The following is a 25,096-nucleotide window of genomic DNA, read 5'->3' on the forward strand; positions in this document are numbered from 1 at the left end:
AGTCCTGGAGTGCAGCGGCTACGTGACCAAGAGGGGTCGGAACTGACGATGGCCACGCGCGGCTGCGCGATTGATAATGTCTTCCGCCAGATCGCGAAGGTCCGGCGTTCCTAGGCCCGTTAGAAGGACGGTGCGTAGATAGGCTTCTTGTAGCCGCGGTGTCCAGTCGGAGGAATCCAAGGTGAGCACCCAGTCCTTCAGGAATTCCATAACAGGGCCGGCGATCGTCTCGCAAGCAGCGGCAAGGAATTTGAAGATGCGGGGGTCGCGGCCAAATGTGCCGACTGTGCAGAACACTTTCTCGAGCTGCCCTAGTCGCCATTGCCGGGAAAACGAACCACTGCTTACCAATGGACCGATGAATGTGAGCAGCTCTTCGCGGAACGGAGATTTTTGATCACGTTTCAGCATGTCAGCTGCGTTAGCGACACGCCAATCCCACCACTGTTGGAGTCGGAGGATTGTATCTTCGGAAAGATCATTGTTTTGAATAGCTGCGCCTAGGCTGCCAGCAAGTTCTTGTGCAATTTCAGCAGATGAGACGCTGTAATACTCAGCCAGTGGGCTCTGTTCGTCGTGAAGTTCCACCTGGCTTCTTAGATAGAGGCTGAGCAAGTGCTCACCGAGACGGCGTTGCAGCGCTGCTCGGTGATAGTCGCTATCGGCGCTAATGGGAGTTCGTGCAGCAGCGCGATAAGTGTCCAAGAGTAGCGGCGCCACCGACTGAGTCGGCTGAGCAGAAGAGAGGTAGGCTTTCCAAGCGATTTTTCCAAACGGGTCGGTATTTGACAGCAGGGTGAGATGGCTCCTGACCCAGATAGGATCGAGAGTGTGAAGCTGGTTAATCAGTGAGCCGATTACTGTGGCGACCGTCATCCCACCCCGTTGTGGTGCAGGCAGGACCTCCGACAGAATGATGTCAAGAGAGTTGAAGAAACGTGAGTAGTCCATACCTTGGCGATACCGCCAGCATGCCCAGGCCACAGCGGCTCGCAGGGCAGCTTCCCGGGCCTCGCTCCAGAGGCGCTGCTGATCGTCATCAACGAGGCTGCGTGGAACAGCGGGTGAGGGCGTCTCGACGAGACTGGAGATAGATTGCCACACCGAGTCACTCAACTCCGCCGGGATCGGGTTCCCGAGATGCGACAGACCTGATAGCAGCATGAGTGCGGCTTGGCGGTGAACCTCGTTACTATGTTCACGCCCTGTCCGAACGACGGCTGCATTGGCTAGGCGGCATAGCGGCGGCCAATCGACCGGGACACCGTTTTGAGCAGCATCAAAGAAGCCTCCCAAGACGGTTGCCAAGTGTTCATCGCTGAGGATACCGAAGAGGTCAGCTTGGGCAGAGAACGTTAGTGCTTGCGACGCCACGGCACTGCGAAATTCTGCGGCAAATGACTCAGCATCGGTTCCAGACCATGTTTCCGAAGGGGTCCATGCGGAGACGCGGGCCACTAGATCGACGGGATTTAGGGCACTCAGCTCCCCTGCTGTGACTGAACTACTAGGAGGACCATAGAAACGGAAGTTCTCGGGCACATCATCCAACGATGTTGCGGATCCGAATCGCTCACACAACTCCTCGTACTGTTGACGCATTTCGTCCGTGAGGATGGACTCTGCGGCGGCATAACGGTCACGACGCCACAGTCCAGTCCAGATCTCGAGGCGATCGGCTGATAGATCCTCATTCTCACCTGGTGTTAGGTATCGCATTTTCCATGCATCATCTGGCCCTGCTGAGATAGCAGAAAGCAGCGCACCGCGTGCAACGGGGGGCAAGTTGCCAGCATGCGCCCGAGCCAGTCGCATCCATTCGCGTGCAAGGTAGCGATCCTGAATGCAGGATGGGTCGGTCAGTAGGTTTTGGACCACGTCAGGTAGCTGGGAGCCGTGTCGCTCAAGTAGGTACAAGCGCAGCCTGCGAAAGACGAGCCACGGGTACGCGCCAAGCAGAACCAGTACGGCATCAAGACCGACCTCACCATCCTCGGCAAGCTGCTCAGCGCTATCACGCACGGCTGCGGTCAACAGTGCGGGTAGATCTGCGTGTGGCGACCCGGGACGATTTTCAAGAGCCGCAAACCAGGTCCGCGAAAGATCTTCGCCTCCGGGTCTGCCGGCTTGCAGACCATCACGACCAAGCGACCGATCTAGCAGACTCGCGAGCATCTCCAGCCAGCCCACACCTAAGCTTCTAGTGAAAGCAACATTGTGCTCTTGCAGGATCTCGGCATAAGCGTAGTCATCGATGCTTGCCTCGTGCGTCTGAGGATCCACGTCCAACAATGCGGTCATCAACTCAATAGCATCGTCGGCCTGTCCATGATCAGCACAACGCCTTGCGAGCTGAGCGTAGCGTTCTTCCCCGATTACGTAAGGTCTGCGTAGCGCTTCCACAGCACGGGGGACCAGCCGTTGGAACTTGGATGCTGGCACAAGTAGGGCAACCTCCACCAAGTCGAGGTTGACCCGCGGATTATCGCTGCCTGGAATATTAGATGCGATATCTAGAACTGCTATGGGATCTACTGCTGCAACTCTTACCAGATAGGCTGAAGCTGGCCATGGCGGAAAGGTGATTGTGCCAGCATCGCTGTCGACGACTGGACCAGGAGGTGCGGTGAAGAACTTCTTCTGCTGGAGCGGGCGCAACCATGCTGCCCCCTCAAGTCGGTCGAAGAAAAGTTCAAGAGTTAGATAGTCCTGCGGGAACTCCTGCCGGAGCTGCCTCGCGTGCTCTTTGGTCGGCTCACGGGTTGCCGCAAGCGCCTCAAGCCGATCGGCCATCGCACAGTAGCGCGCATCGAATCGGTCCAGGACAGCGTCGAACGCTACCTCCAGTCGCTCAACTCGTGTGAGCAGTTTTTCATCGACCGGGCTGGGGTGCTCTAGTCCATGACGGTGCGCATACCCATGCTGCCTGCCCACCTCAGCTAGCCAGGCGCGTCCCACTACGCTGTCCCATTTAATGCCCAGGGCATCGAGGATTGCCTTCACCTCGTCCCCGTGGCTGCTCCCCTGTGAGGGCTCTCGCGGGCGTCGTGCCTCGGCCGGCACAAGCACGGCTCGGATTGCGCTCTCCAGTTCTCGCAGCAGGTGGGAGATCAGCATCGACTTGGCAGCCAGCTGCACATCGCTGTCTACTAACGTGCAGATGTCCTCGAACAACGCGAGAGGACCTGGGCCAAGTTGGCGCAGATGCTGTCGAACCCGTTCGCGACGTTGTGCGTCGGGCGTTCGATGAGACGCAGTGAACTCAAGATCAGTCACCATTCTGCCTCCTTCGGAGCATCGTCCCGCTTACTACAAGCGAGCCGCAACCGAACACGACCCTGACAGTTCGATGCATGGCACGGACGAGGCCGGGATGTACGGAACGGCATCATTCAACCCCCTGACCAGCGAAGTTATTAGTGCATGAGCAGGGCTTGACTGAGCCCCAGCAGGGGGCCTCCTACGACACGCTGCTCACCGTGGCGAAGGCGACCGAGGAACTCGGTTTTGGGGCATTCTTCCGTTCCGACCACTATCTGAGCATGGGCTCCGCGGACGGCCTGCCAGGCCCCACCGACGCCTGGATCACGCTCGCCGGCCTGGCCCGCGAGACCAAGCGCATCCGCCTCGGCACGCTGATGACGGCCGCCACCTTCCGGCTGCCCGGCGTGCTCGCCATCCAGGTCGCGCAGGTCGACCGGATGTCCGGCGGCCGCGTCGAACTCGGCCTGGGCGCGGGCTGGTTCGAGGAGGAGCACAAGGCCTACGGCATCCCCTTCCCGCAGGAGAAGTTCGGCCGCCTGGAGGAGCAGCTGGAGATCGTCACGGGCCTGTGGCGGACGAAGCTCGGCGAGACCTTCGACTTCCACGGCACCTACTACGACCTCACCGACTCGCCCGCGCTGCCCAAGCCCGCCCAGGACCGGATCCCGGTGCTGATCGGCGGCCACGGCGCGAGCCGCACCCCGCGCCTCGCGGCACGTTTCGCGGACGAGTTCAACATGCCGTTCGCCGGCGTCGAGGACAGCCGACGCCAGTTCGCGCGCGTCCGCGAGGCCGCCGAGGCGGTCGGCCGGGGACCGGACGACCTCGTCCTCTCCAACGCCCTCGTCGTCTGCGTCGGCAAGGACGACCAGGAGGTCGCCCGCCGCGCCGCCGCCATCGGCCGCGAGGTCGACGAGCTGAAGGCCAACGGCCTCGCGGGCACTCCGTCCGAGGTCGTCGACAAGATCGGCCGCTACGCGGAGATCGGCGCCGGCCGCGTCTACCTCCAGGTCCTCGACCTCTCCGACCTCGATCACCTGGAGCAGATCTCCTCCCACGTCCAGTCGCAGCTGGCGTAGCAGCGGGCGGCCCCGGACGCCGCGGGGCGGGAATAAACGAAGGCGCCGGTCGGCAGCCGTATGCGAAGGTGGGGCGGTCGTCCTGCCGGGCCCCCAGGATCACCGTCCCTGGGGGCTTTCGCGCGCACGGCACGGAGAAACGTCCACCGGCCGGAGAGGCCCCGCCCATGTTTCTGACCATCACCACCACCGGCACGCCGGAACGCCCCGCCACCGACCTCGGTCACCTGCTGCACAAGCATCCCGACAACGCGGGGACGTTCTCCACTTCCTACGGGACGGCGCACGTCTTCTACCCCGAGGCGGAGGATCGGCGCTGCACGGCGGCGCTGCTGCTGGAGGTCGACGCGGTGGCGCTGGTGCGGCGGGGGAAGGGCAAGGGGCGCGGCGGCGCGCCCGACGCGGCACTCGCGCAGTACGTCAACGACCGCCCGTACGCGGCCTCCTCGCTGCTCGCCGTGGCGCTGAGCAGCGTGTTCTCCAGCGCGATCAAGGGCACGTGCCGGGCCAGGCCGGAGCTGCCGGCGCAGCCGCGCCCGCTGCGTATCGAGGTGCCCGCGCTGCCCGCCCGCGGCGGCCCGGAACTGGTGCGGCGGCTGTTCGAGCCGCTGGGCTGGTCGGCTGCCGTCGAACCGGTCGCCCTGGACAGTGAGTTCCCGGAGTGGGGCGAGTCGCGGTACGTGCGCCTGGTCCTCGAGTCGCGGGCACTGACCCTCGCCGAGGCGCTGCGCCACCTCTACGTCCTGCTCCCCGTCCTCGACGACGCCAAGCACTACTGGGTCGCCCCCGACGAGGTCGACAAGCTGCTGCGCGCCGGCGCGGGCTGGCTGCCGGCGCATCCGGAGCAGAAGCTGATCACCAGCCGCTATCTCTCGCGCCGCTGGTCGCTGACCCGGCAGGCGAGGGAGCGGCTGGAGCTGGTGCGGCTGGCGGAGACCGACGACAGCGAGGTGGAGGAACTCGACAACGCGGTCGGCGCGGAGACCGAGGACGAGGAGAAGCCGCCCCCGCTCGCGGTGCTGCGGCGGGAGGCGATCATCGAGTCCCTGCACGCGTCCGGCGCGGCCCGCGTCCTCGATCTCGGCTGCGGACAGGGCCAGTTGGTGCAGGCGCTGCTCAAGGACCCGCGGTTCACCGAGATCGTCGGGGTCGACGTGTCGGTGCGCGCCCTGGCCATCGCGTCCCGGCGGCTGAAGCTGGACCGCATGGGCGAGCGCCAGGCCTCGCGCGTCAGGCTCTTCCAGGGCTCGCTCGCCTACACCGACAAGCGTCTCAAGGGCTACGACGCCGCCGTGCTCAGCGAGGTGATCGAGCACCTCGACCTGCCGCGGCTGCCCGCCCTGGAGTACGCGGTGTTCGGCGCGGCCCGCCCGCGCACGGTCCTCGTGACCACTCCGAACGTCGAGTACAACGTCCGCTGGGAGTCCCTCCCGGCCGGTCACACCCGGCACGGCGACCACCGTTTCGAGTGGACCCGCGAGGAGTTCCGCGCCTGGGCGGAGGCCGTGGCCGAACGGCACGGCTACGGCGTGGAGTTCGTGCCGGTCGGGCCGGACGACCCGGAGGTCGGACCGCCCACCCAGATGGCCGTGTTCCGGATGGCGACCGAGACGACCGGCAAGGCCGAGACGACCGGCAAGACCGAAAAGACAGAGAAGGCCGAGACGACCGGCAAGACCGGCAAGACCGGCAAGACCGAGAAGACCGAGAAGGAGGCGAAGGCGGCATGACCGAGACAGCGGAGCGCGCCACACGGACCCTGCCCGTCACCGACCTCTCCCTCGTCGTGCTCGTCGGCGCCTCCGGCTGCGGCAAGTCGACCTTCGCCCGCCGGCACTTCAAGCCGACCGAGGTGATCTCCAGCGACTTCTGCCGCGGCCTGGTCTCCGACGACGAGAACGACCAGAGCGCGACCAGGGACGCCTTCGACGTCCTGCACTACATAGCGGGCAAGCGCCTGGCCGCAGGCCGCCGTACCGTGGTGGACGCGACCAGCGTGCAGTCCGACGCGCGCCGCCAGTTGGTCGGGCTGGCCAGGCAGTACGACGTGCTGCCCATCGCCATCGTGCTGGACGTCCCGGAGGAGGTGTGCGCGGCGCGCAACGCGGCCCGCGCCGACCGGGCCGGGATGCCGCGCCGGGTCATCCAGCGGCACGTCCGCGAACTGCGGCGCTCGCTGCGGCACCTGGAGCGCGAGGGTTTCCGCAAGGTGCATGTCCTGCGCGGTGTGGACGACGTGGAGAACGCCACGGTCGTGACCGAGAAGCGCTTCAACGACCTGACCCACCTCACCGGCCCCTTCGACATCGTCGGCGACGTCCACGGCTGCGCGTCCGAACTGGAGGCGCTGCTGGGCAAGCTGGGCTACGTCGACGGCGTGCACCCGCAGGGCCGCACCGCCGTCTTCGTCGGCGACCTCGTCGACCGCGGACCCGACAGCCCGGGTGTCCTGCGCCGGGTGATGTCGATGGTGGAGTCGGGTGACGCGCTGTGCGTGCCCGGCAACCACGAGAACAAGTACGGCCGTCACCTCAAGGGCCGCAACGTCCAGCGCACGCACGGACTCGCCGAGACGATCGCGCAGATGGAGGGCGAGAGCGAGGAGTTCACACGGCGGGTACGGGAGTTCATCGACGGGCTCGTCAGCCACTACGTCCTCGACGGCGGCCGGCTCGTGGTCTGCCACGCCGGTCTGCCCGAGAAGTACCACGGCCGCACCTCCGGCCGGGTCCGCTCGCACGCGCTGTACGGCGACACCACCGGGGAGACCGACGAGTTCGGGCTGCCGGTGCGCTACCCGTGGGCGGAGGACTACCGCGGCCGCGCGGCGGTCGTCTACGGCCACACGCCCGTGCCCGAGGCCACCTGGCTGAACAACACCATCTGCCTGGACACGGGCGCCGTCTTCGGCGGCAGGCTCACCGCGCTGCGCTGGCCGGAGCGGGAACTGGTCGACGTACCGGCCGAGCGGGTCTGGTACGAGCCGGCCCGCCCGCTGCGCACCGAGGCGCCCGGCGGGCACGACGGCCGGCCGCTCGACCTGGGGGACGTGCGGGGCCGCCGGATCGTGGAGACCCGGCACCAGGGCCGGGTGGCCGTCCGCGAGGAGAACGCGGCCGCGGCCCTGGAGGTCATGAGCCGTTTCGCGGTCGATCCGCGGCTGCTGCCGTATCTGCCGCCGACCATGGCTCCGACGGCCACGTCCGCAGTGGAGGGCTACCTGGAGCACCCGGTGGAGGCGTTCGCGCAGTACGCGGCGGACGGCGTGCCGCGGGTGGTGTGCGAGGAGAAGCACATGGGCTCGCGGGCGGTGGCGCTGGTGTGCCGGGACGAGGAGGCGGCGCGCAGGCGGTTCGGCGTCGACGGCGTGACCGGCTCGCTGTACACCCGTACCGGACGGCCGTTCTTCGACGACGGGGCGGTGACGGAGGAGGTCCTCGGACGCGTCCGCACGGCGATCGGCGAGGCCGGCCTGTGGGACGGGCTCGACACGGACTGGCTCCTGCTGGACGCCGAGCTGATGCCCTGGTCGCTGAAGGCCGCCGGTCTGCTGCGGTCGCAGTACGCGGCCGTCGGTGCCGCGTCCGGCGCGGTGTTCCCGGGCGCGCTCGCCGCGCTGGAGGGTGCCGCCGCACGGGGTGTCGAGGTGCGCGACCTGCTGGACCGGCAGCGCGAACGCGCCTCGGACGCGGCGGCGTTCACGGCCGCCTACCGCCGCTACTGCTGGACGACCGAGGGCCTGGACGGCGTACGCCTGGCGCCGTTCCAGATCCTCGCCGTCCAGGGCCGCAGCCTCGCCGGGCTGCCGCACGACGAGCAGCTCGTCCTGCTCGACCGGCTGGTGGAGCACGACGGCAGCGGTCTGCTGCGCACCACCCGGCGGCTCTACGTCGACACCGGGGACCCGGAGTCGGTGCGGGCGGGCGTCGACTGGTGGCTGGAGATGACCGGCCGGGGCGGCGAGGGCATGGTCGTCAAGCCGCTGGGCGCGCTGGTGCGCGGTCCGCAGGGACGGCTGGTGCAGCCGGGCGTCAAGTGCCGGGGCCGCGAGTACCTGCGGATCATCTACGGCCCGGAGTACACGCGCCCCGACAACCTGACCCGGCTGCGGGCCCGCTTCCTGGGCCACAAGCGGTCGCTGGCGGCCCGCGAGTACGCCCTGGGTCTTGAGGCCCTGGACCGGCTGGCGGAGGGCGAGCCGCTGTGGCGGGTGCACGAGGCCGTGTTCGGGGTGCTGGCGCTGGAGTCGGAGCCGGTGGACCCGCGGCTCTGAGCCGTACGAGAGGCGCCGCGACGGTAAGCGCGACATGAGCGTGACGGGGGCGCCGCACCAGCCGCCGTGCCCGCCGCGCCGGTTTGGGCGCCGGCGATGTCGGCCGTCGGAGTCCTGCTTCCGGTCCCCTTGACGGCGCGTCGGAAGGGCGTTTGTCGTCAAGGGGACGAAAACAGGAAATCGCGGAAAGCCCGCGGCGACGGGTCAAGACGCCCGGCGATGGTCAGGATGGAGGCATGGCACTCCACGTCGACTCCGAGGCCGGGCGGCTGCGCCGCGTCATACTGCACCGGCCGGACCTCGAGCTCAAAAGGCTCACGCCCAGCAACAAGGACGCGCTCCTCTTCGACGACGTGCTCTGGGTGCGCCGGGCGCGCGCCGAGCACGACGGATTCGCCGACGTCCTGCGCGACCGCGGGGTCGCCGTCCACCTCTTCGGCGACCTGCTCACCGAGGCCCTGGAGATCCCGGCGGCCCGCACCCTCGTCCTGGACCGGGTCTTCGACGAGAAGGAGTACGGCGTCCTCGCCACCGACCACCTCAGGGCCGCCTTCGAGAACCTGCCCGCGCCGGAGCTGGCCGAGGCCCTGGTCGGCGGGATGACCAAGCGCGAGTTCCTCGAGGCGCACACCGAGCCGACCTCCGTGCGCTTCCACGTCATGGACCTGGACGACTTCCTCCTCGCGCCGCTGCCCAACCACCTCTTCACCCGCGACACCTCCGCCTGGATCTACGACGGCGTCTGCGTCAACGCCATGCGCTGGCCGGCCCGGCAGCGCGAGACGGTCCACTTCGAGGCGATCTACCGCCACCACCCCGTCTTCCGCGAGGAGACGTTCCGGGTCTGGTCCGAGGGCCAGGCCGACTACCCCTCCACCATCGAGGGCGGGGACGTCCTGGTCATCGGCAACGGCGCCGTCCTGATCGGCATGAGCGAGCGCACCACCCCCCAGGCGGTCGAGATGCTCGCGCACAAGCTCTTCGAGGCGGGTTCGGCCGAGACGATCGTGGCCCTGGACATGCCGAAGCGGCGGGCCTTCATGCATCTGGACACCGTGATGACGATGGTCGACGGCGACACCTTCACCCAGTACGCGGGCCTCGGCATGCTCCGCTCGTACACCATCGAGCCGGGTGCGGCGGACAAGGAGCTCAAGGTCACCGACCATCCGCCGGAGCACATGCACCGCGCGATCGCCGCCGCTCTCGGGCTGAGCGAGATCCGCGTGCTGACCGCGACGCAGGACGTGCACGCGGCCGAGCGCGAGCAGTGGGACGACGGCTGCAACGTCCTGGCCGTCGAGCCGGGCGTCGTCGTCGCCTACGAGCGCAACTCCACCACCAACACCCACCTGCGCAAGCAGGGCATCGAGGTCGTCGAGATCCCCGGCAGCGAGCTGGGCCGGGGCAGGGGCGGTCCGCGGTGCATGAGCTGCCCGGTGGAGCGAGAGGCCGTATAGGTACGCGAGGCCGTACGGGCGGGCGAGACGGGTGCGGGAGGAGACTGTATAGGCATGCGATTCTTCGTATAGACTTCCAAGCGTAGACGTTCCCGCATTCTGGAGTGCCCCATGGCGACAGTCCCGACCGCCCTCGCAGGCCGCCACTTCCTCAAGGAGCTCGACTTCTCCGAGCAGGAGTTCCTCGGCCTGGTCGAGCTGGCCGCCGAGCTGAAGGCCGCCAAGAAGGCCGGGACCGAGACGCGGTACCTGCGCGGCCGGAACATCGCGCTGATCTTCGAGAAGACCTCGACGCGCACGCGCTGCGCGTTCGAGGTCGCCGCCGCCGACCAGGGGGCCTCGACGACCTACCTCGACCCGTCGGGCTCGCAGATCGGGCACAAGGAGTCCGTGAAGGACACCGCGCGCGTGCTGGGGCGGATGTACGACGGGATCGAGTACCGCGGCGACAGCCAGCGGAAGGTGGAGGAACTCGCCGCCCACGCGGGCGTGCCCGTCTTCAACGGCCTCACCGACGACTGGCACCCGACCCAGATGCTGGCCGACGTGCTCACCATGACCGAGCACACGAGCAAGCCCCTCAAGCAGGTCGCCTTCGCCTACCTCGGCGACGCCCGCTTCAACATGGGCAACTCCTACCTGGTCACCGGCGCCCTGCTCGGCATGGACGTACGGATCGTCGCTCCCCGGGCCTACTGGCCGGCCCAGGAGATCGTCGACCGGGCGCGCGAGCTGGCCCGGGTGAGCGGGGCCCGCGTCAGCCTCACCGAGCAGGTCGACGAGGGCGTCCGGGGCGCCGACTTCGTCGCCACCGACGTCTGGGTCTCCATGGGCGAGCCCAAGGAGGTCTGGGCCGAGCGGATCGCCGCGCTCGTCCCGTACGCGGTGACCATGGACGTCCTGAAGGCCACCGGCAACCCGGACGTCAGGTTCCTGCACTGCCTGCCGGCCTTCCACGACCTGGGCACGAAGGTCGGCCGGGAGATACACGACACCCACGGTCTCGACTCGCTGGAAGTGACGGACGAGGTCTTCGAGTCTCCGTACTCGGTCGTCTTCGACGAGGCGGAGAACCGTCTGCACACGATCAAGGCGGTCCTGGTCGCGACCCTGGCCTGATCCGGCGGGCGGCGGCGCTCAGACGGGGTGCCGCCGCGGCACCGCCGGCAGCCGGAACCACACGGCCTTGCCCGCGGCGGTCGGCCGGTGCCCGCAGGACGAGCTGAGCGTGCGGATCAGCAGCAGCCCGCGCCCGCTCTCGTCCCAGACGTCGGGCTCCTTGTCGCCGGGCCAGGTCAGTTCGTACGGCGGCATCGGGTCCGGGTCGTGCACCTCGACCTGGCAGCCGCCCGGCAGCACCTCCACCACGAGTTCTATCGGGGTGTCGCCGACGGTGTGCTCCACGGCGTTCGCCACCAGCTCGGCCGTGAGCAGTTCCGCGGTGTCGCGGTCGGCCCCGTGGTCCAGCTCGGCCAGCGCGCTGCGCACGAGCGCACGGGCCACCGGCACGGCCGCGGTGGAGTGCGGCAGCGCGATGCGCCAGGAGGCGGAGGCTGAGGGGCGTTCGTACAAGGCGGGTCCGTTCATAGCAGGCTGTCCTGCTTTCAACCGTATGAATGGTACGGCGCCGCCCGGCAGAGGCGTCCGGTAGGGCCCGTACGGGACCTTCGGCCCCGTCGACGAGCGGCTTACCCAGGTCAACGGCGCGCCTCGCACGGTTTCTCCGGCCGTTGCCGGTCTGTCGACGAGCCGTGACGGATGTGACCCGGCCGGGTCGGATCCGGCCGACCTTATCGCGCGCTCCTGACGACGGTCACGGAAGGGTGATAACTTCGAGGGGCAGAACTCAGTACGGCAGTGCCCGCCCCCGAGGAGGCCGCGCGTCATGAGTCCCTTCACCGGCTCCGCCGCCCGCACCCCGCGCTGGGAGCACCTGCGCGTCGAGGTCGCGGACGGGGTCGCCACGGTCACGCTCGCCCGTCCCGACAAGCTCAACGCGCTCACCTTCGGTGCCTACGCCGACCTGCGCGACCTGCTCGCCGAGCTGTCCCGGGAGCGCGCGGTACGGGCCCTGGTGCTGGCCGGCGAGGGCCGCGGCTTCTGCTCCGGCGGCGACGTGGACGAGATCATCGGTGCCACCCTGTCCATGGACACCGCCCAGCTCCTCGACTTCAACCGGATGACCGGGCAGACGGTGCGGGCGATCCGGGAGTGCCCGTTCCCGGTGATCGCGGCCGTGCACGGGGCGGCGGCGGGCGCCGGAGCCGTCCTCGCCCTGGCGGCGGACTTCCGGGTGGCCGACCCGACGGCCCGCTTCGCGTTCCTGTTCACCCGCGTCGGCCTGTCCGGCGGCGACATGGGAGCCGCCTATCTGCTGCCCCGGGTGGTCGGACTCGGCCACGCCACCCGCCTGCTCATGCTGGGCGAACCCGTCCGCGCACCCGAGGCCGAGCGCATCGGCCTGATCAGCGAACTGACCGAGGAGGGCCGGGCCGACGAGGCCGCCCGGGCACTGGCCCACCGCCTGGCCGAGGGCCCGGCCCTGGCGTACGCCCAGACCAAGGCCCTGCTGACGGCCGAGCTGGACATGCCGCTGGCGGCATCGGTCGAACTGGACGCCGCCACCCAGGCGTTGCTGATGAACGGCGACGACTACGCCGAGTTCCACGCGGCGTTCACGGAGAAGCGGCCCCCCAAGTGGCAGGGGAGGTGAGGCCGCGATGCGTGTCGCGATCATCGGTGGCGGTCCCGGCGGCCTCTACGCCGCGGCCCTGCTCAAACGCCTGGACCCCACCCGCGAGATCACCGTGTGGGAACGCAACGCCCCCGACGACACCTTCGGGTTCGGCGTCGTGCTGTCCGACGAGACGCTCGGCGGCATCGAGCACGCCGATCCCGTGGTCTACGCGGCGATGTGCGAGGAGTTCGTCCGCTGGGACGACATCGACATCGTGCGCCGGGGGGTACGGCACACCTCCTCGGGCCACGGCTTCGCCGCCCTCGGCAGGAAACGCCTGCTGGAGATCCTGCACACCCGCTGCCGCGACCTGGGCGTCGAGCTCCGCTTCCGCTCCGAGGCCCCGCACCCCGACGAGCTGGCGCGGACGCACGACCTCGTCATCGCCGCCGACGGCGTCAACAGCGCCACCCGCGAGACCTACGCCGACGTCTTCCGCCCCCGCGTGACCACCCACAGCTGCCGCTACATCTGGCTCGCCGCCGACTTCGCCTTCGACGCCTTCCGCTTCGACATCGCCGAGACCGAACACGGCGTGATGCAGCTGCACGGCTACCCCTACGCCCGCCCGTCGTCGCCCGGCCACCACCCCGCAACGAGGCCCTCGGGGCCGCAGAACCGATCCGGCGCCTCCACCGTCATCGTCGAGATGCGCGAGGAGGTGTGGCGGGCCGCCGGGTTCGCCGAACTGGACGAGGCCGGGTCCGTCGAGCGCTGCGCCAAGATCTTCGCGGAGGCGCTGCGCGGACGGCCGCTGCGCTCCAACAAGTCGGCGTGGACCACCTTCCGCACGGTCACCAACGAGCACTGGTCGCACGGCGCCGTCGTGCTCCTCGGCGACGCCGCCCATACCGCCCACTTCTCCATCGGCTCCGGCACCAAGCTCGCCGTCGAGGACGCACTCGCCCTCGCCGCCTGTCTCCGGGAGCAGCCCTCCCTGGACAAGGCGCTCGCCGCCTACGAGGAGGAACGCAAGCCCGTCGTCGCCTCCACGCAGCGTGCCGCCCGCGCGAGCCTGGAGTGGTTCGAGAACCTGGACCTCTATCTCGGCCAGCCGCCCCGCCAGTTCGCCTTCAACCTGCTCACCCGCAGCCGCCGGGTCACCCACGACAACCTCCGCCTGCGCGACGCCCGCTTCACCGGTGCGGTGGAGCGCGAGTTCGGCTGCCCGCCCGGTACGCCGCCGATGTTCACGCCGTTCCGGCTGCGCGGGCTGACCCTGCGCAACCGGGTCGTGGTCTCGCCCATGGACATGTACTCCGCCGTCGACGGCGTTCCCGGCGACTTCCACCTCGTCCACCTGGGCGCGCGGGCCCTGGGCGGCGCCGGCCTGGTGATGACCGAGATGGTGTGCGTCAGCGAGGAGGGCCGGATCACACCCGGCTGCACCGGCCTCTACACCGGACAGCAGGCCGACTCCTGGAAGCGGATCACCGACTTCGTGCACGAACGCTCCCCGGGTACCGCGATCGGCGTGCAGCTCGGCCACTCCGGCCGCAAGGGCTCCACCAAGCTGATGTGGGAGGGCATGGACGAGCCGCTCGACGACGGCAACTGGCCGCTGACGGCCGCCTCCGCGCTGCCGTACCGGCCCGGCGGGCAGATCCCGCGCGAGCTGACCCGCTCCCAACTCACCGACGTGCGCGAGCAGTTCACGGCCGCGGCCCGGCGCGCCGCCCACGCCGGCTTCGACCTCCTGGAACTGCACTGCGCCCACGGCTACCTGCTCTCCGGCTTCCTCTCCCCGCTGACCAACCGCCGCACCGACGCCTACGGCGGCTCGCCGGCGAACCGTCTCCGCTTCCCGCTGGAGGTCTTCGACGCCGTACGGGAGGTCTGGCCCGCCGAGAAACCCATGACCGTCCGCATCTCCGCCACCGACTGGGCGGCGGGCGGCACGACCGCCGAGGACGCCGTCGAGATCGCCCGCGCCTTCGCCGCCCACGGCGCCGACGCGATCGACGTGTCGACCGGACAGGTCGTCTCGGACGAGCGCCCCGACTTCGGCCGCTCCTACCAGACCCCGTACGCCGACCGCATCCGCCACCGCGTCGGCGTCCCCGTGATCGCGGTCGGCGCGATCTCCTCCTGGGACGACGTCAACTCCCTGATCCTGGCGGGCCGCACCGACCTCTGCGCCCTGGCCCGCCCCCACCTCTACGACCCGCACTGGACCCTGCACGCGGCCGCCGAACAGGGCTACGACGGCCCGGGCGCCGTCTGGCCCGCCCCCTACCGGGCGGGCAGCCGCCGCCCCCGGACGGGCCGCGCGGACACCCCGAAGCCACGGCTCACCCTGGGGAGCTGACGGCCCGGTAGGGGGCGGGCGCGGCCCGCGCTCACCCTCGTGAGCGCACGCTCGCCATCCCCGCGGTCAGGGTCGCGCCGTCCGCCGGGTCGATCAGGATGAACGCGCCGGTGCCGCGGGAGACGGCGTAGTCGTCGAGGGGGAGCGGGTCGGCGGTGCGCAGGGTGAGGCGGCCGAGGTCGTTCACGGCCAGCTCCGCCGCCCCCGCCAGGTCCTTGACGACCGCCTTGACCGTGCGCGTGGTGTGCCGGAGCAGGACGCGGTCGCCGACGCGCAGGGGACGGTCGGCCAGGTGGCAGACGTGCGCGGTCACCTCTCGGGTGAGGGTCGGTGCGTCGGCCCCCGCTGTGATCATGTCGCCGCGTGAGACGTCCCGCTGGTCCGCGAGCCGTACGCTGATCGACTGCGGGGCGCGGGCCGCCTCCTGGGCGGCCCCGAGCACGTCGATGCCGGTGATCTCGGAGGTCTCGCCGGAGGGGTGCACCGTGATCCGGTCGCCGACCCGCAGCGAGCCGGACACCAACCGGCCCGCGTAGTGGCGGTCCTCGCCGTCCCTGATGACGTACTGCACGGGGAAGCGCGCGGGCGCGTCCGCGGCCTCGGCGCCGACGGGGACGGTCTCCAGGTGCTCCAGGAGCGCCGGGCCCCGGTACCAGTCCATGTGCGCCGAGCGTTCCACGACGTTGTCGCCGACCAGCGCGGAGACCGGGACCGGGGTGAAACCGGGCAGGTCCAGCTCCGCCGCGTGTCCCGCGAACTCCTCGGCGATCGCGGCGAAGACGGGCTCCCGGTAGCCGACCAGGTCCATCTTGTTGACGGCCAGGACGACGTGCGGCACGCGCAGCAGGGCCGCGATCGCGGCGTGGCGGCGGGTCTGTTCGACCACGCCGTTGCGGGCGTCGACGAGGATCACGGTCAGTTCGGCGGTGGAGGCGCCGGTGACCATGTTGCGGGTGTACTGCACGTGGCCGGGGGTGTCGGCGAGGATGAAGCGCCGTCTGGGGGTGGCGAAGTAGCGGTAGGCGACGTCGATGGTGATGCCCTGCTCGCGCTCGGCGCGCAGGCCGTCGGTCAGCAGTGCCAGGTCGGGGGTCTCCTGGCCGCGGTTGCGGGAGGCGTGTTCGACGGCTTCCAGCTGGTCGGCGAGGACCGACTTGGAGTCGTGCAGCAGCCGGCCCACCAGGGTCGACTTGCCGTCGTCGACGGAGCCCGCGGTGGCGAAGCGCAGCGTGTCCACAGTCATGCTCAGAAGTACCCCTCGCGCTTGCGGTCTTCCATGGCGGCCTCGGAGAGCTTGTCGTCGGCGCGTGTCGCGCCGCGCTCGGTCAGCCGGGAGGCGGCGATCTCGGCGATCACCTTGTCGATGGTGTCGGCGTCGGAGTCGACGGCGCCAGTGCAGGACATGTCGCCGACGGTGCGGTAGCGCACCTGCCGCTTCTCGACGCTCTCGCCGTCCTTGGGGCCGCCCCACTCGCCGGCCGTCAGCCACATCCCGCCCCGCTGGAAGACCTCGCGGTGATGGGCGTAGTAGATCGGGGGGAGTTCGATGTCCTCGCGGGCGATGTACTGCCAGACGTCGAGTTCGGTCCAGTTGGAGAGGGGGAAGACCCGGACGTGTTCGCCGGGGGCGTGCCGGCCGTTGTAGAGGTTCCACAGTTCGGGGCGCTGGCGGCGGGGGTCCCACTGGGAGAACTCGTCGCGCAGGGAGAAGACGCGTTCCTTGGCGCGGGCTTTTTCCTCGTCGCGTCGTCCGCCGCCGAAGACGGCGTCGAACTTCTCGTTCTGGATCTTCTCGGTCAGGGGCAGGGTCTGCAGGGGGTTGCGGGTGCCGTCGGGGCGTTCGCGCAGTATTCCCCGGTCGATGTAGTCCTGGACGGAGGCGATGTGCAGGCGCAGGCCGTGGCGTTGGACGACGCGGTCGCGGTAGGCGAGGACTTCGGGGAAGTTGTGTCCGGTGTCCACGTGCAGCAGGGCGAAGGGCACGGGGGCGGGGGCGAAGGCCTTCAGTGCCAGGTGCAGCATGAGGATGGAGTCCTTGCCGCCGGAGAAGAGGATCACCGGCCGCTCGAACTCACCGGCCACCTCGCGGAAGATGTGCACCGCCTCCGACTCCAGGGCGTCCAGATGGCAGAGCGTGAAGCCCCGCGTCGCCGCGCTCACACCAGCCCCCGCTCCGCCAGCACCGCGTGCACGGCGTCCGCCGACTCCCGCGGCGTCTGGTTCTGCGTCGGCAGCACGAGATCCGGGTCGACCGGCGGCTCGTAGGGATCGTCGACGCCGGTCAGCCCTACCAGCTGACCGGCCGCCTGGCGGGCGTAGAGCCCCTTCACGTCCCGCTCGCTGCACACCTCCACCGGCGTGGCCACATGCACCTCGAGGTACGGCGTCGAGGTCGCCTCGTGCCGTTTGCGCACGGCCTCCCGGCTGTCTGCGTACGGTGCGATGACCGGCACGACGGACAGCACCCCGTTGCGCGCGAGGACCTCGGAGACGAGCCCGATGCGCTGCACGTTGGTGTTGCGGTCCTCCCGCGAGAAGCCCAGCCCCGCCGAGAGGAAACGGCGTATCTCGTCGCCGTCCAGGACTTCCACACGGTGCCCCTCGGCCTCGAGGCGTTCGCCGAGCAGCCGGGCGATGGTCGTCTTGCCCGCGCTCGGCAGTCCGGTGAGCCAGACGGTGGCTCCCTGAGCCCGTGCCGTGGTGATCATGTGGTGCTTCCTCTTTTCTTACCTTGGGGGCTCCGAGGCACCCTAGGTAAGAAACTTGAGAAGAGCGATAGAAACGGCTGAGGGTTGCGTGAGTGACCCGAGGTGTGGCTGGGATCACACGCCCGCGAACTCGGCCCCCGCGTCCCGGAGTCGGGTGTGCAGGCTCCGGAAGACGGCGGCCGAGCGGACCCCGGGCCAGTCCTCGGGCAGCAGCCGGGCGGGCAGGCCCGGGTCGACGTAGGGGAGATGGCGCCAGGAGTCCAGGGCGAGGAGGTAGTCGCGGTAGGCGTCCTCCGGCGGGGTGTCCGGCCGGTGCTCCCACGCCGTGAGCACGGGCGCGTGGCGGTCGAGGAACGCCTCGTGCTCCTTGGCGATGGCGGCCAGGTCCCACCAGCGGGCCACCGCCTCCGCGGTCGCCGCGAACCCGAGGTGCTCGCCGCGGAAGAGGTCGACGTAGGGGTCGAGGCGCAGCCGCCGCAGCGTGTGCCGGGTCTCCTCGTACAGCCGCGCGGGAGCGATCCACACCCCCGGTGTCGCCGTGCCGAAGCCGAGACCGGCCAGCCGGGACCGCAGCACATGGCGCTTCTGCCGCTCCGACTCCGGGACGGAGAACACGGCGAGCACCCAGCCCTCGTCCCCGGGTGGCGTGGCGGCGTAGATGCGCCGGTCGCCGTCGTCGAGCAACTGGCGTGCGTCCGGCGAGAGTTCGTACCCGGCCGCGTTCTGTGCCGTGCGGGCAGGCAGCAGCAGCCCGCGGCGTTTGAGCCGCGAGACCGACGAACGGACCGAGGGGGCGTCCACGCCGACCGCGGCCAGCAGCCGGATCAGTTCGGCGACGGGCACGGGGCCGTCGGCGAAGCGGCCGTAGGCGCCGTAGAGCGTGACGATGAGAGACCGTGGTGCATGCTGGTCGGACACGTTGATCATCTTAGGTCGTCGGCATCAGTGCTGGTCACCATCGGTGTCACCGTCGACGTCCGGCTCGGCGCGCAGCCGGAAGCGCTGGAGCTTGCCGGTCGCGGTGCGCGGCAGGGCGTCCAGGAAGACGATCTCGCGGGGGCACTTGTACGGCGCCAGCTCGGACTTGACGAAGGCGCGCAGCGATTCGACGTCCCGCTCGGCGCCCTCCTTGAGCACGGCGTACGCCACCACCACCTGCCCGCGCGCCTCGTCGGGCCGTCCCACGACGGCCGCCTCGACCACGTCCGGGTGGCGCAGCAGGGCGTCCTCGACCTCGGGTCCCGCGATGTTGTACCCGGCGGAGATGATCATGTCGTCGGCGCGGGCGACGTAGCGGAAGTAGCCGTCGGTGTCGCGGACATACGTGTCACCGGTGAGGTTCCAGCCGTCGCGCACATAGGCCCGCTGGCGCGGGTCGGCGAGGTAGCGGCAGCCGACGGGGCCGCGCACGGCGAGCAGTCCCGGCTCGCCGTCGGGCACGGGATTGCCCTCCCCGTCCTGCACCCGCGCCTGCCAGCCCGGTACGGCCCTGCCCGTCGTCCCGGGTCTGATGTGCTCGTCGGCGGCGGAGATGAAGATGTGCAACAGCTCGGTGGCGCCTATGCCGTTGATGATGCGCAGCCCGGTCCGGTCGTACCAGGCCCGCCAGGTGGCGGCGGGCAGGTTCTCGCCGGCCGAGACGCAGCGCCGCAGTGAGGAGACGGCACGGGCGTCGAGTCCGTCGAGCATCGCGCGGTAGGCCGTCGGCGCGGTGAACACCACGGAGACCCGGTGCTCGGAGATCGCCGCCAACAACTGCCCGGGGTGGGCCTCTTCGAGCAGCAGCGCGCTCGCGCCGGCCCGCAGGGGGAAGACGACGAGACCGCCGAGCCCGAAGGTGAAGCCGAGCGGCGGGCTGCCCGCGAAGACGTCGTCCGCGCGGGGCTTGAGCACGTGCCGGGAGAAGGTGTCGGCGATCGCGAGCACGTCCCGGTGGAAGTGCATGCAGCCTTTCGGCCGGCCGGTCGTGCCGGAGGTGAACGCGATCAGCGCGACGTCGTCGGCCGCGGTGTCGACGGCCGGGTAGGGGGTGTCGGGCGCCGGCCGGCGCAGCAGGTCGTCGGGGGCGTCACCGCCGTACGTCGTGATGCGCAGCCCGGGTATCTCGGCCTTCGCCAGGTCGTCGACGGCCCGTACGTCGCACAGCGCGTGCCGCACCTCGGCGATCTCGCACATCGTGCTCAGCTCGTGCGGGCGCTGCTGGGCCAGCACCGTGACCGCGACCGCGCCCGCCTTCAGCACCGCCAGCCAGCAGGCCGCGAGCCAGGGCGTGGTCGGGCCGCGCAGCAGCACGCGGTTGCCGGGGACGACACCGAGGTCGCGGGTGAGGACGTGCGCGACGCGGTCGACGCGGGCGCGGAGGTCGCCGTACGTCCACGACGGGCCGGCGGGGGTGTGGAACGCCGGGCGGGCGGGGTCGGCGTGGTCCAGGAGCTCGGCCGCACAGTTCAGCCGATCGGGGTAACGCAGCTCCGGCAGGTCGAAGCGGAGTTCGGGCCAGTCCTCGCGCGGCGGGAGGTGGTCGCGCGCGAAGGTGTCGACATGGGCCGAGACGTTCATGGCGGTGCGCCCCCTTGCCGTTCTGGCCGTCGTGGTGGGCTCGCGCTTCGAGCGTATCGTGTTGGTGACGACAGTCAACGGTACGCGATACGGTCGGAGGGAAGCGCGCAGGAGAGGGGACCGGCAATGCCCGCATTCTCGCTCGAACCGGAACAGATCGCCTGGTGCGGCGAGCTGCGCACCCTCGCCGCGGAGCGGCTGCGCCCGCTCGCCGAGAAGGGCGAGCCCGGCCACGTCAACCGCGCCCTGGTCGCGGAACTGGGCCGGCTCGGGCTCCTGAGGCGGCTGTTCACCGCGGGCGCCCTGGACCTCTGCCTGATGCGGGAGTCCCTGGCGTACGCCTGCACGGAGGCGGAGACCGCCCTCGCCCTGCAGGGCCTCGGCGCGCACCCGGTGCACGCCTGCGGCACCCCGGCCCAGCGCGACCGCTGGCTGCCGAGGGTCGCCGACGGCACGGCGGTGGCGGCGTTCGCGCTGACGGAGCCGGGGGCCGGCTCGGACGCGGCGGCGCTGGAACTGCGCGCGGAGCCGGAGCCCGCGCGCCCGGACGCGGACGCGCGCGGAGCGGACATCCGGCGCGCGGAGCCCGGCGAACCCGGAACACCCACCACCGGCGAGACCGCAGGCCGACAGCCCGCCGGCCTTCGCGGTGCCGGGTCCGGAGAACCGCAGCGGGCCGGCCTTCGCGGTGCCGGGTCCGGCGGGTCCGGGTCTGCCGGCTTCTCCGGTGCCGGGTCGGGTGGTCCGGGTGGTCTGGGTGGTCTGGGTGGTCCGGGTGGTGTTCCCTCCGCTGCCGAGTCCTCCGCCGCCGTCTCCGCCGTCTCCGCCGGGTCCCTCGCCGCCGAGTCCGACGGCCGTGCCGGCTGGCGGCTCACCGGCGAGAAGTGCTGGATCTCCAACGCGCCCGGCGCCGACTTCTACACCGTCTTCGCCCGGACCACCCCAGGCGCGGGCGCGCGGGGCGTGACCGCCTTCCTGGTGCCGGCCGACCGGCCCGGGCTCACCGGCACGCCCCTCGACATGCTCTCGCCGCACCCCATCGGCGCCCTCGGCTTCGACGGCGTACCCGTCACGGCGGACGACGTGCTCGGCGAGGTGGACCGCGGTTTCCGGGTCGCGATGGGAACCCTCAACCAGTTCCGCCCCAGCGTGGGCGCGTTCGCGGTCGGCATGGCGCAGGCGGCACTCGACGCGACCCTCGCGCACACCGCCCGACGGGACGCCTTCGGCGCCAAGTTGAAGGACCTGCAGGCCGTCGCCCACCAGGTCGCCGAGATGGCGCTGCGCACCGACGCCGCCCGCCTCATGGTCCACGCGGCGGCGACGGCGTACGACGAGGGCGCTCCCGGTGTCCCCAAGCGCGCGGCGATGGCGAAGCTGCTCGCCACCGAGACCGCGCAGTACGTCGTCGACAGGGCCGTCCAGTTGCACGGCGCCCGCGCCCTGCGCCGCGGCCACCTCCTCGAGCACCTCTACCGGGAGGTGCGCGCCCCGCGCATCTACGAGGGGGCGAGCGAGGTGCAACGCGGCATCATCGCCAAGGAGTTGTACGCCGACATGGAGGCATCCCGGTGAGCACCGAGCGCGTCAACCCGCCCGAACTCTCCCCGGCGACCGGCTTCTCCCACGCCGTCGTCGCCACCGGCACCCGCGTGGTGTTCCTGGCCGGCCAGACCGCTCTCGACACCGACGGAAAGATCGTCGGCGACGCTCTGCCCGAGCAGTTCGGGCGGGCGCTGGCCAATCTGCTCGCGGCCCTGCGTGCGGCGGGTGGCACCCCGGCCGACCTCGCCCGGGTCACCGTCTACGCCACCGACGTCGCCTCCTATCGCCGCCACGCTCCCGAACTGGGGCGGATGTGGCGGGAGTTGGCAGGCCGCGACTATCCGGCGATGGCCGTCGTCGAGGTGGTGCGCCTCTGGGACGAGCAGGCGATGGTGGAGCTCGACGGGTTCGCCGTGCTGCCGTAGGCGGCGGCCCACGGCGGCCGTGTGCTCAGGCCGCGACGGCCAGCCGCCCGACGGGCACCCGGTGCGGCGCGACGGCCCGGCCGTCGGGCGTCAGTTCACCGGTGTCGTCGAAGACGATCGCCCCGTCGCACAGCAGGCTCCAGCCCTGCTCGGGGCGGGCGGCGACGACGTGCGCCGCGCTGCCGCCGGAGGAAGGGCACGAGGGCTGGTGGGAACACATGGCGCACCTCCATGTCGCTCGGGGCCGTCCGTCCGGTCCCCATGGGTAGACCATGCTCCCGTCGTGGCGTCACCGGAACGGCCCACCGGGAAGCGTGACAACACGCGGACAACCCCCGGACCGTTCCACGACGCTCGGTGCGGACTCGCCACCGAAGGGGTGACGGTCACGGCCGTGGGCGTTCCGGCCGGGTACCAGTGGAAGCCCCACCTACAGGAGGTTTCCGATGACCAAGCGTCCCGCCCTGGCCCTCGCCGCCGGTGCCGCGCTGTTCCTGCTCGCCGCTCCGGCCGCCCCGGCGAGCGCGGCCCCGCACCGGGCCGCGGATCAGCAGGAGACGGTGACCGTCGACCCGACGGGCCACATCGCCGAGGACGGTACCGTCACGCTCTCCGGCACCTACCGCTGCGTCGGGAGCAACGGACCGGCCTTCGTCAGTTCCAACGTACGGAAAAGCTCCACGACCTCCGCCGGGGGCACCACGACCGTGATCCAGGGCATCGGCGGCACGATGGCCGTCTGCGACGGCGCGAAGCACCGCTGGGAGAACAGCAGCGTGCCGTCCATGGAGGTCGCGCCGGGCAAGGTCAGCGTCGAGGCCACGGTCACGGAGCTCAGCTTCCACGGCATCCTGCCCCTGCCCACCTTCCACGCCATGGCGCGGCACGACGTCACCCTGACCAAGGACTGACGCCGGGGACTGACGTACCGAGGACTGACGCCGAGACTGACGTACCGACGACTGACGTACCGAGGACTGACGCCGAGACTGACGTACCGACGACTGACGTACCGAGGACCGGTCTCCGCCCGTCGCCCGTCACCCGTCGCCCGTCACCCGTCACCCGTCGCGCCGCCGGACCGAGAGGCCGGCGGCGCCCGGTGCCGCAGAGGCGGTGCGCGGGGCTCAGATGTCCCGGAAGATCTCGATCTGCGCCCCCACGGAGTTCAGGCGCTCGGCGAGGTCCTCGTAGCCGCGGTTGATGACGTACACGTTGCGCAGTACGGACGTGCCGTCGGCCGCCATCATCGCCAGCAGGACGACCACGGCGGGCCGCAGGGCCGGCGGGCACATCATCTCGGCGGCGCGCCAGCGGGTCGGGCCCTCCACCAGGACGCGGTGCGGGTCGAGGAGCTGGAGGCGGCCGCCGAGGCGGTTGAGGTCCGTCAGGTAGATGGCCCGGTTGTCGTAGACCCAGTCGTGGATCAGCGTCTGGCCCTGCGCGACGGCGGCGATGGCCGCGAAGAACGGCACGTTGTCGATGTTCAGGCCCGGGAAGGGCATCGGGTGGATCTTGTCGATCGGGGCCTCGAGCTTGGACGGCCGGACGGTCAGGTCCACCAGCCGGGTGCGGCCGTTGTCCGCGTAGTACTCCGCGGAGCGGTCGTGGTCGAGCCCCATCTCCTCCAGGACCGCCAGCTCGATCTCCAGGAACTCGATGGGCACCCGGCGCACCGTCAGCTCCGACTCCGTCACCACGGCGGCGGCCAGCAGGCTCATCGCCTCCACCGGGTCCTCGGAGGGGGAGTAGTCGACGTCGACGTCGATGTCGGGCACTCCGTGCACGGTGAGCGTCGTGGTGCCGATGCCCTCGACCCGGACGCCGAGCGTCTCCAGGAAGAAGCACAGGTCCTGGACCATGTAGTTGGAGGAGGCGTTGCGGATGACGGTGACTCCGTCGGAACGGGCCGCGGCGAGCAGCGCGTTCTCCGTGACGGTGTCCCCGCGCTCGGTCAGCACGATCGGCCGGTCGGGCCGCACCGACTGGTCCACCAGGGCGTGGTACTGCCCCTCGGTGGCGGTGATGTCCAGCCCGAACCGGCGCAGCGCGATCATGTGCGGCTCGATGGTCCGCGTGCCCAGGTCGCAGCCGCCCGCGTACGGCAGCTTGAAGCGGTCCATACGGTGCAGCAGCGGCCCGAAGAACATGATGATGGACCGCGTCCGCACGGCCGCGTCGGCGTCGATCGCCGCCATGTTCAGCTCCGCGGGCGGCACGATCTCCAGGTCCACGCCGTCGTTGATCCAGCGCGTGCGCACACCGATGGAGCCCAGGACCTCGAGCAGGCGGTACACCTCCTCGATCCGCGCGACCCGGCGCAGCACCGTGCGTCCCTTGTTGAGCAGGGACGCGCACAGCAGCGCGACACACGCGTTCTTGCTCGTCTTGACGTCGATGGCACCGGAGAGCCGGCGGCCGCCGACCACCCGCAGATGCATCGGGCCCGCGTAGCCCAGCGAGACGATCTCGCTGTCCAGGGCCTCACCGATGCGGGCGATCATCTCAAGGCTGATGTTCTGGTTGCCGCGCTCGATGCGGTTCACCGCGCTCTGGCTGGTACCGAGCGCCTCCGCGAGCTGCGCCTGAGTCCAGCCGCGGTGTTGCCGGGCGTCACGGATGAGCCTGCCGATGCGTACGAGGTAGTCGTCTGCCATGAGGCTGAGGTTATCTCAGATATGAGATGATGCCCGCCGGGGGGTCCGTTCGGATGACAGGCCGTCAACGCCGCCCCGTGG

The 25,096-nt window shown here is 70.3% G+C and carries 19 protein-coding genes; 10 read left to right on the forward strand and 9 right to left on the reverse strand.

The window, feature by feature from the left end:
- Positions 1-18 precede the first annotated feature (18 nt).
- The gene (locus tag ACJ9NR_RS29520; protein WP_412491929.1) at positions 19-3,003 is read right to left on the reverse strand and encodes a hypothetical protein; all 2,985 of its coding nucleotides are present in this window, start codon (positions 3,001-3,003) and stop codon (positions 19-21) included.
- Between the two features lie 431 nt (positions 3,004-3,434).
- Here ACJ9NR_RS29520 and ACJ9NR_RS29525 point away from each other — a divergent pair, with 431 nt between their 5' ends.
- The 5 genes from ACJ9NR_RS29525 (at position 3,435) to argF (ending at position 11,195) form a co-directional block, all read left to right on the forward strand.
- A complete protein-coding gene (locus ACJ9NR_RS29525) occupies positions 3,435-4,343 on the forward strand; it encodes an LLM class F420-dependent oxidoreductase (RefSeq protein ID WP_412491928.1) in 909 nt (302 codons plus the stop codon).
- 167 nt (positions 4,344-4,510) lie between these two features.
- Entirely contained in the window at positions 4,511-6,073 is a 1,563-nt protein-coding gene (locus ACJ9NR_RS29530) for a 3' terminal RNA ribose 2'-O-methyltransferase Hen1 (RefSeq protein ID WP_412491927.1), read from the forward strand.
- Positions 6,070-8,616: a polynucleotide kinase-phosphatase gene (locus ACJ9NR_RS29535; protein ID WP_412491926.1), complete on the forward strand. Its 2,547-nt coding sequence runs from the start codon at positions 6,070-6,072 to the stop codon at positions 8,614-8,616. Before ACJ9NR_RS29530 ends, ACJ9NR_RS29535 begins: the two co-directional genes overlap by 4 nt.
- 236 nt (positions 8,617-8,852) lie before the next feature.
- The gene (locus tag ACJ9NR_RS29540) at positions 8,853-10,076 is read left to right on the forward strand and encodes an arginine deiminase (RefSeq protein ID WP_412491925.1); all 1,224 of its coding nucleotides are present in this window, start codon (positions 8,853-8,855) and stop codon (positions 10,074-10,076) included.
- Between the two features lie 111 nt (positions 10,077-10,187).
- Entirely contained in the window at positions 10,188-11,195 is a 1,008-nt protein-coding gene (gene argF, locus ACJ9NR_RS29545) for an ornithine carbamoyltransferase (RefSeq protein WP_412491924.1), read from the forward strand.
- An 18-nt stretch (positions 11,196-11,213) separates the two neighbouring features.
- On the opposite strand, the gene ACJ9NR_RS29550 is transcribed toward argF, so the two are convergent.
- Entirely contained in the window at positions 11,214-11,663 is a 450-nt protein-coding gene (locus ACJ9NR_RS29550) for an ATP-binding protein (protein WP_412491923.1), read from the reverse strand.
- A 298-nt stretch (positions 11,664-11,961) separates the two neighbouring features.
- Between ACJ9NR_RS29550 and ACJ9NR_RS29555 the strand changes: the two genes are divergently transcribed.
- Together ACJ9NR_RS29555 and ACJ9NR_RS29560 are read left to right on the forward strand one after the other, a co-directional pair.
- Positions 11,962-12,789 carry an enoyl-CoA hydratase family protein gene (locus ACJ9NR_RS29555; protein ID WP_412491922.1) on the forward strand — a complete coding sequence of 276 codons (828 nt, stop codon included), beginning with the start codon at positions 11,962-11,964 and terminating at the stop codon, positions 12,787-12,789.
- A 7-nt stretch (positions 12,790-12,796) separates the two neighbouring features.
- Positions 12,797-15,121, forward strand: a complete 2,325-nt coding sequence (locus ACJ9NR_RS29560) for a bifunctional salicylyl-CoA 5-hydroxylase/oxidoreductase (protein WP_412491921.1) — start codon at positions 12,797-12,799, stop codon at positions 15,119-15,121.
- A gap of 31 nt (positions 15,122-15,152) precedes the next feature.
- Here ACJ9NR_RS29560 and ACJ9NR_RS29565 read toward each other — a convergent pair whose 3' ends face one another.
- The 5 genes from ACJ9NR_RS29565 to ACJ9NR_RS29585 all read right to left on the reverse strand — a co-directional run bounded on the left by ACJ9NR_RS29565 (position 15,153) and on the right by ACJ9NR_RS29585 (position 20,388).
- Positions 15,153-16,364, reverse strand: a complete 1,212-nt coding sequence (locus tag ACJ9NR_RS29565; RefSeq protein ID WP_412491920.1) for a sulfate adenylyltransferase subunit 1 — start codon at positions 16,362-16,364, stop codon at positions 15,153-15,155.
- A 2-nt stretch (positions 16,365-16,366) separates the two neighbouring features.
- Positions 16,367-17,281: a sulfate adenylyltransferase subunit CysD gene (cysD, locus tag ACJ9NR_RS29570; protein WP_412512742.1), complete on the reverse strand. Its 915-nt coding sequence runs from the start codon at positions 17,279-17,281 to the stop codon at positions 16,367-16,369.
- Positions 17,278-17,829, reverse strand: a complete 552-nt coding sequence (cysC, locus tag ACJ9NR_RS29575; RefSeq protein WP_412491918.1) for an adenylyl-sulfate kinase — start codon at positions 17,827-17,829, stop codon at positions 17,278-17,280. The genes cysD and cysC overlap by 4 nt, the downstream gene beginning before the upstream one ends.
- Positions 17,830-17,943: 114 nt before the next feature.
- Complete coding sequence (locus ACJ9NR_RS29580; protein ID WP_412491917.1) at positions 17,944-18,756, reverse strand: PaaX family transcriptional regulator; 813 nt, start codon at positions 18,754-18,756, stop codon at positions 17,944-17,946.
- 15 nt (positions 18,757-18,771) lie between these two features.
- Positions 18,772-20,388, reverse strand: coding sequence for an AMP-binding protein (locus ACJ9NR_RS29585; RefSeq protein ID WP_412491916.1), 1,617 nt, complete (start codon positions 20,386-20,388; stop codon positions 18,772-18,774).
- A 126-nt stretch (positions 20,389-20,514) separates the two neighbouring features.
- On the opposite strand from ACJ9NR_RS29585, the gene ACJ9NR_RS29590 reads away from it, so the two are divergent.
- Together ACJ9NR_RS29590 and ACJ9NR_RS29595 are read left to right on the forward strand one after the other, a co-directional pair.
- Positions 20,515-21,963 (forward strand): acyl-CoA dehydrogenase family protein, encoded by a 1,449-nt coding sequence (locus ACJ9NR_RS29590; protein ID WP_412491915.1) that lies wholly within the window; start codon positions 20,515-20,517, stop codon positions 21,961-21,963.
- Positions 21,960-22,358, forward strand: a complete 399-nt coding sequence (locus tag ACJ9NR_RS29595) for a RidA family protein (RefSeq protein ID WP_412491914.1) — start codon at positions 21,960-21,962, stop codon at positions 22,356-22,358. The genes ACJ9NR_RS29590 and ACJ9NR_RS29595 overlap by 4 nt, the downstream gene beginning before the upstream one ends.
- Before the next feature lie 25 nt (positions 22,359-22,383).
- On the opposite strand, the gene ACJ9NR_RS29600 is transcribed toward ACJ9NR_RS29595, so the two are convergent.
- Positions 22,384-22,578 (reverse strand): DUF5999 family protein, encoded by a 195-nt coding sequence (locus ACJ9NR_RS29600; protein WP_412491913.1) that lies wholly within the window; start codon positions 22,576-22,578, stop codon positions 22,384-22,386.
- Positions 22,579-22,804: 226 nt separating this feature from the next.
- On the opposite strand from ACJ9NR_RS29600, the gene ACJ9NR_RS29605 reads away from it, so the two are divergent.
- Entirely contained in the window at positions 22,805-23,269 is a 465-nt protein-coding gene (locus tag ACJ9NR_RS29605; protein ID WP_412491912.1) for a DUF6299 family protein, read from the forward strand.
- Positions 23,270-23,485: 216 nt separating this feature from the next.
- Here ACJ9NR_RS29605 and ACJ9NR_RS29610 read toward each other — a convergent pair whose 3' ends face one another.
- Positions 23,486-25,015, reverse strand: a complete 1,530-nt coding sequence (locus ACJ9NR_RS29610) for a helix-turn-helix domain-containing protein (protein WP_412491911.1) — start codon at positions 25,013-25,015, stop codon at positions 23,486-23,488.
- Positions 25,016-25,096: the final 81 nt, after the last annotated feature.

The organism is Streptomyces sediminimaris (assembly GCF_047049295.1).
GTDB lineage: Bacteria > Actinomycetota > Actinomycetes > Streptomycetales > Streptomycetaceae > Streptomyces > Streptomyces sediminimaris.

What these genes read in the sequence shown, in the direction of transcription:
- ACJ9NR_RS29530 (WP_412491927.1), top strand. Translation starts at nt 4,511, where the DNA reads ATGTTTCTGACCATCACCACCACCGGCACGCCGGAACGCCCCGCCACC.
- ACJ9NR_RS29535 (WP_412491926.1), top strand. Translation starts at nt 6,070, where the DNA reads ATGACCGAGACAGCGGAGCGCGCCACACGGACCCTGCCCGTCACCGAC.
- ACJ9NR_RS29540 (WP_412491925.1), top strand. Translation starts at nt 8,853, where the DNA reads ATGGCACTCCACGTCGACTCCGAGGCCGGGCGGCTGCGCCGCGTCATA.
- argF (WP_412491924.1), top strand. Translation starts at nt 10,188, where the DNA reads ATGGCGACAGTCCCGACCGCCCTCGCAGGCCGCCACTTCCTCAAGGAG.
- ACJ9NR_RS29550 (WP_412491923.1), bottom strand. Translation starts at nt 11,663, where the DNA reads ATGAACGGACCCGCCTTGTACGAACGCCCCTCAGCCTCCGCCTCCTGG.
- ACJ9NR_RS29555 (WP_412491922.1), top strand. Translation starts at nt 11,962, where the DNA reads ATGAGTCCCTTCACCGGCTCCGCCGCCCGCACCCCGCGCTGGGAGCAC.
- ACJ9NR_RS29560 (WP_412491921.1), top strand. Translation starts at nt 12,797, where the DNA reads ATGCGTGTCGCGATCATCGGTGGCGGTCCCGGCGGCCTCTACGCCGCG.
- ACJ9NR_RS29565 (WP_412491920.1), bottom strand. Translation starts at nt 16,364, where the DNA reads ATGACTGTGGACACGCTGCGCTTCGCCACCGCGGGCTCCGTCGACGAC.
- cysC (WP_412491918.1), bottom strand. Translation starts at nt 17,829, where the DNA reads ATGATCACCACGGCACGGGCTCAGGGAGCCACCGTCTGGCTCACCGGA.
- ACJ9NR_RS29580 (WP_412491917.1), bottom strand. Translation starts at nt 18,756, where the DNA reads ATGATCAACGTGTCCGACCAGCATGCACCACGGTCTCTCATCGTCACG.
- ACJ9NR_RS29585 (WP_412491916.1), bottom strand. Translation starts at nt 20,388, where the DNA reads ATGAACGTCTCGGCCCATGTCGACACCTTCGCGCGCGACCACCTCCCG.
- ACJ9NR_RS29590 (WP_412491915.1), top strand. Translation starts at nt 20,515, where the DNA reads ATGCCCGCATTCTCGCTCGAACCGGAACAGATCGCCTGGTGCGGCGAG.
- ACJ9NR_RS29600 (WP_412491913.1), bottom strand. Translation starts at nt 22,578, where the DNA reads ATGTGTTCCCACCAGCCCTCGTGCCCTTCCTCCGGCGGCAGCGCGGCG.
- ACJ9NR_RS29605 (WP_412491912.1), top strand. Translation starts at nt 22,805, where the DNA reads ATGACCAAGCGTCCCGCCCTGGCCCTCGCCGCCGGTGCCGCGCTGTTC.
- ACJ9NR_RS29610 (WP_412491911.1), bottom strand. Translation starts at nt 25,015, where the DNA reads ATGGCAGACGACTACCTCGTACGCATCGGCAGGCTCATCCGTGACGCC.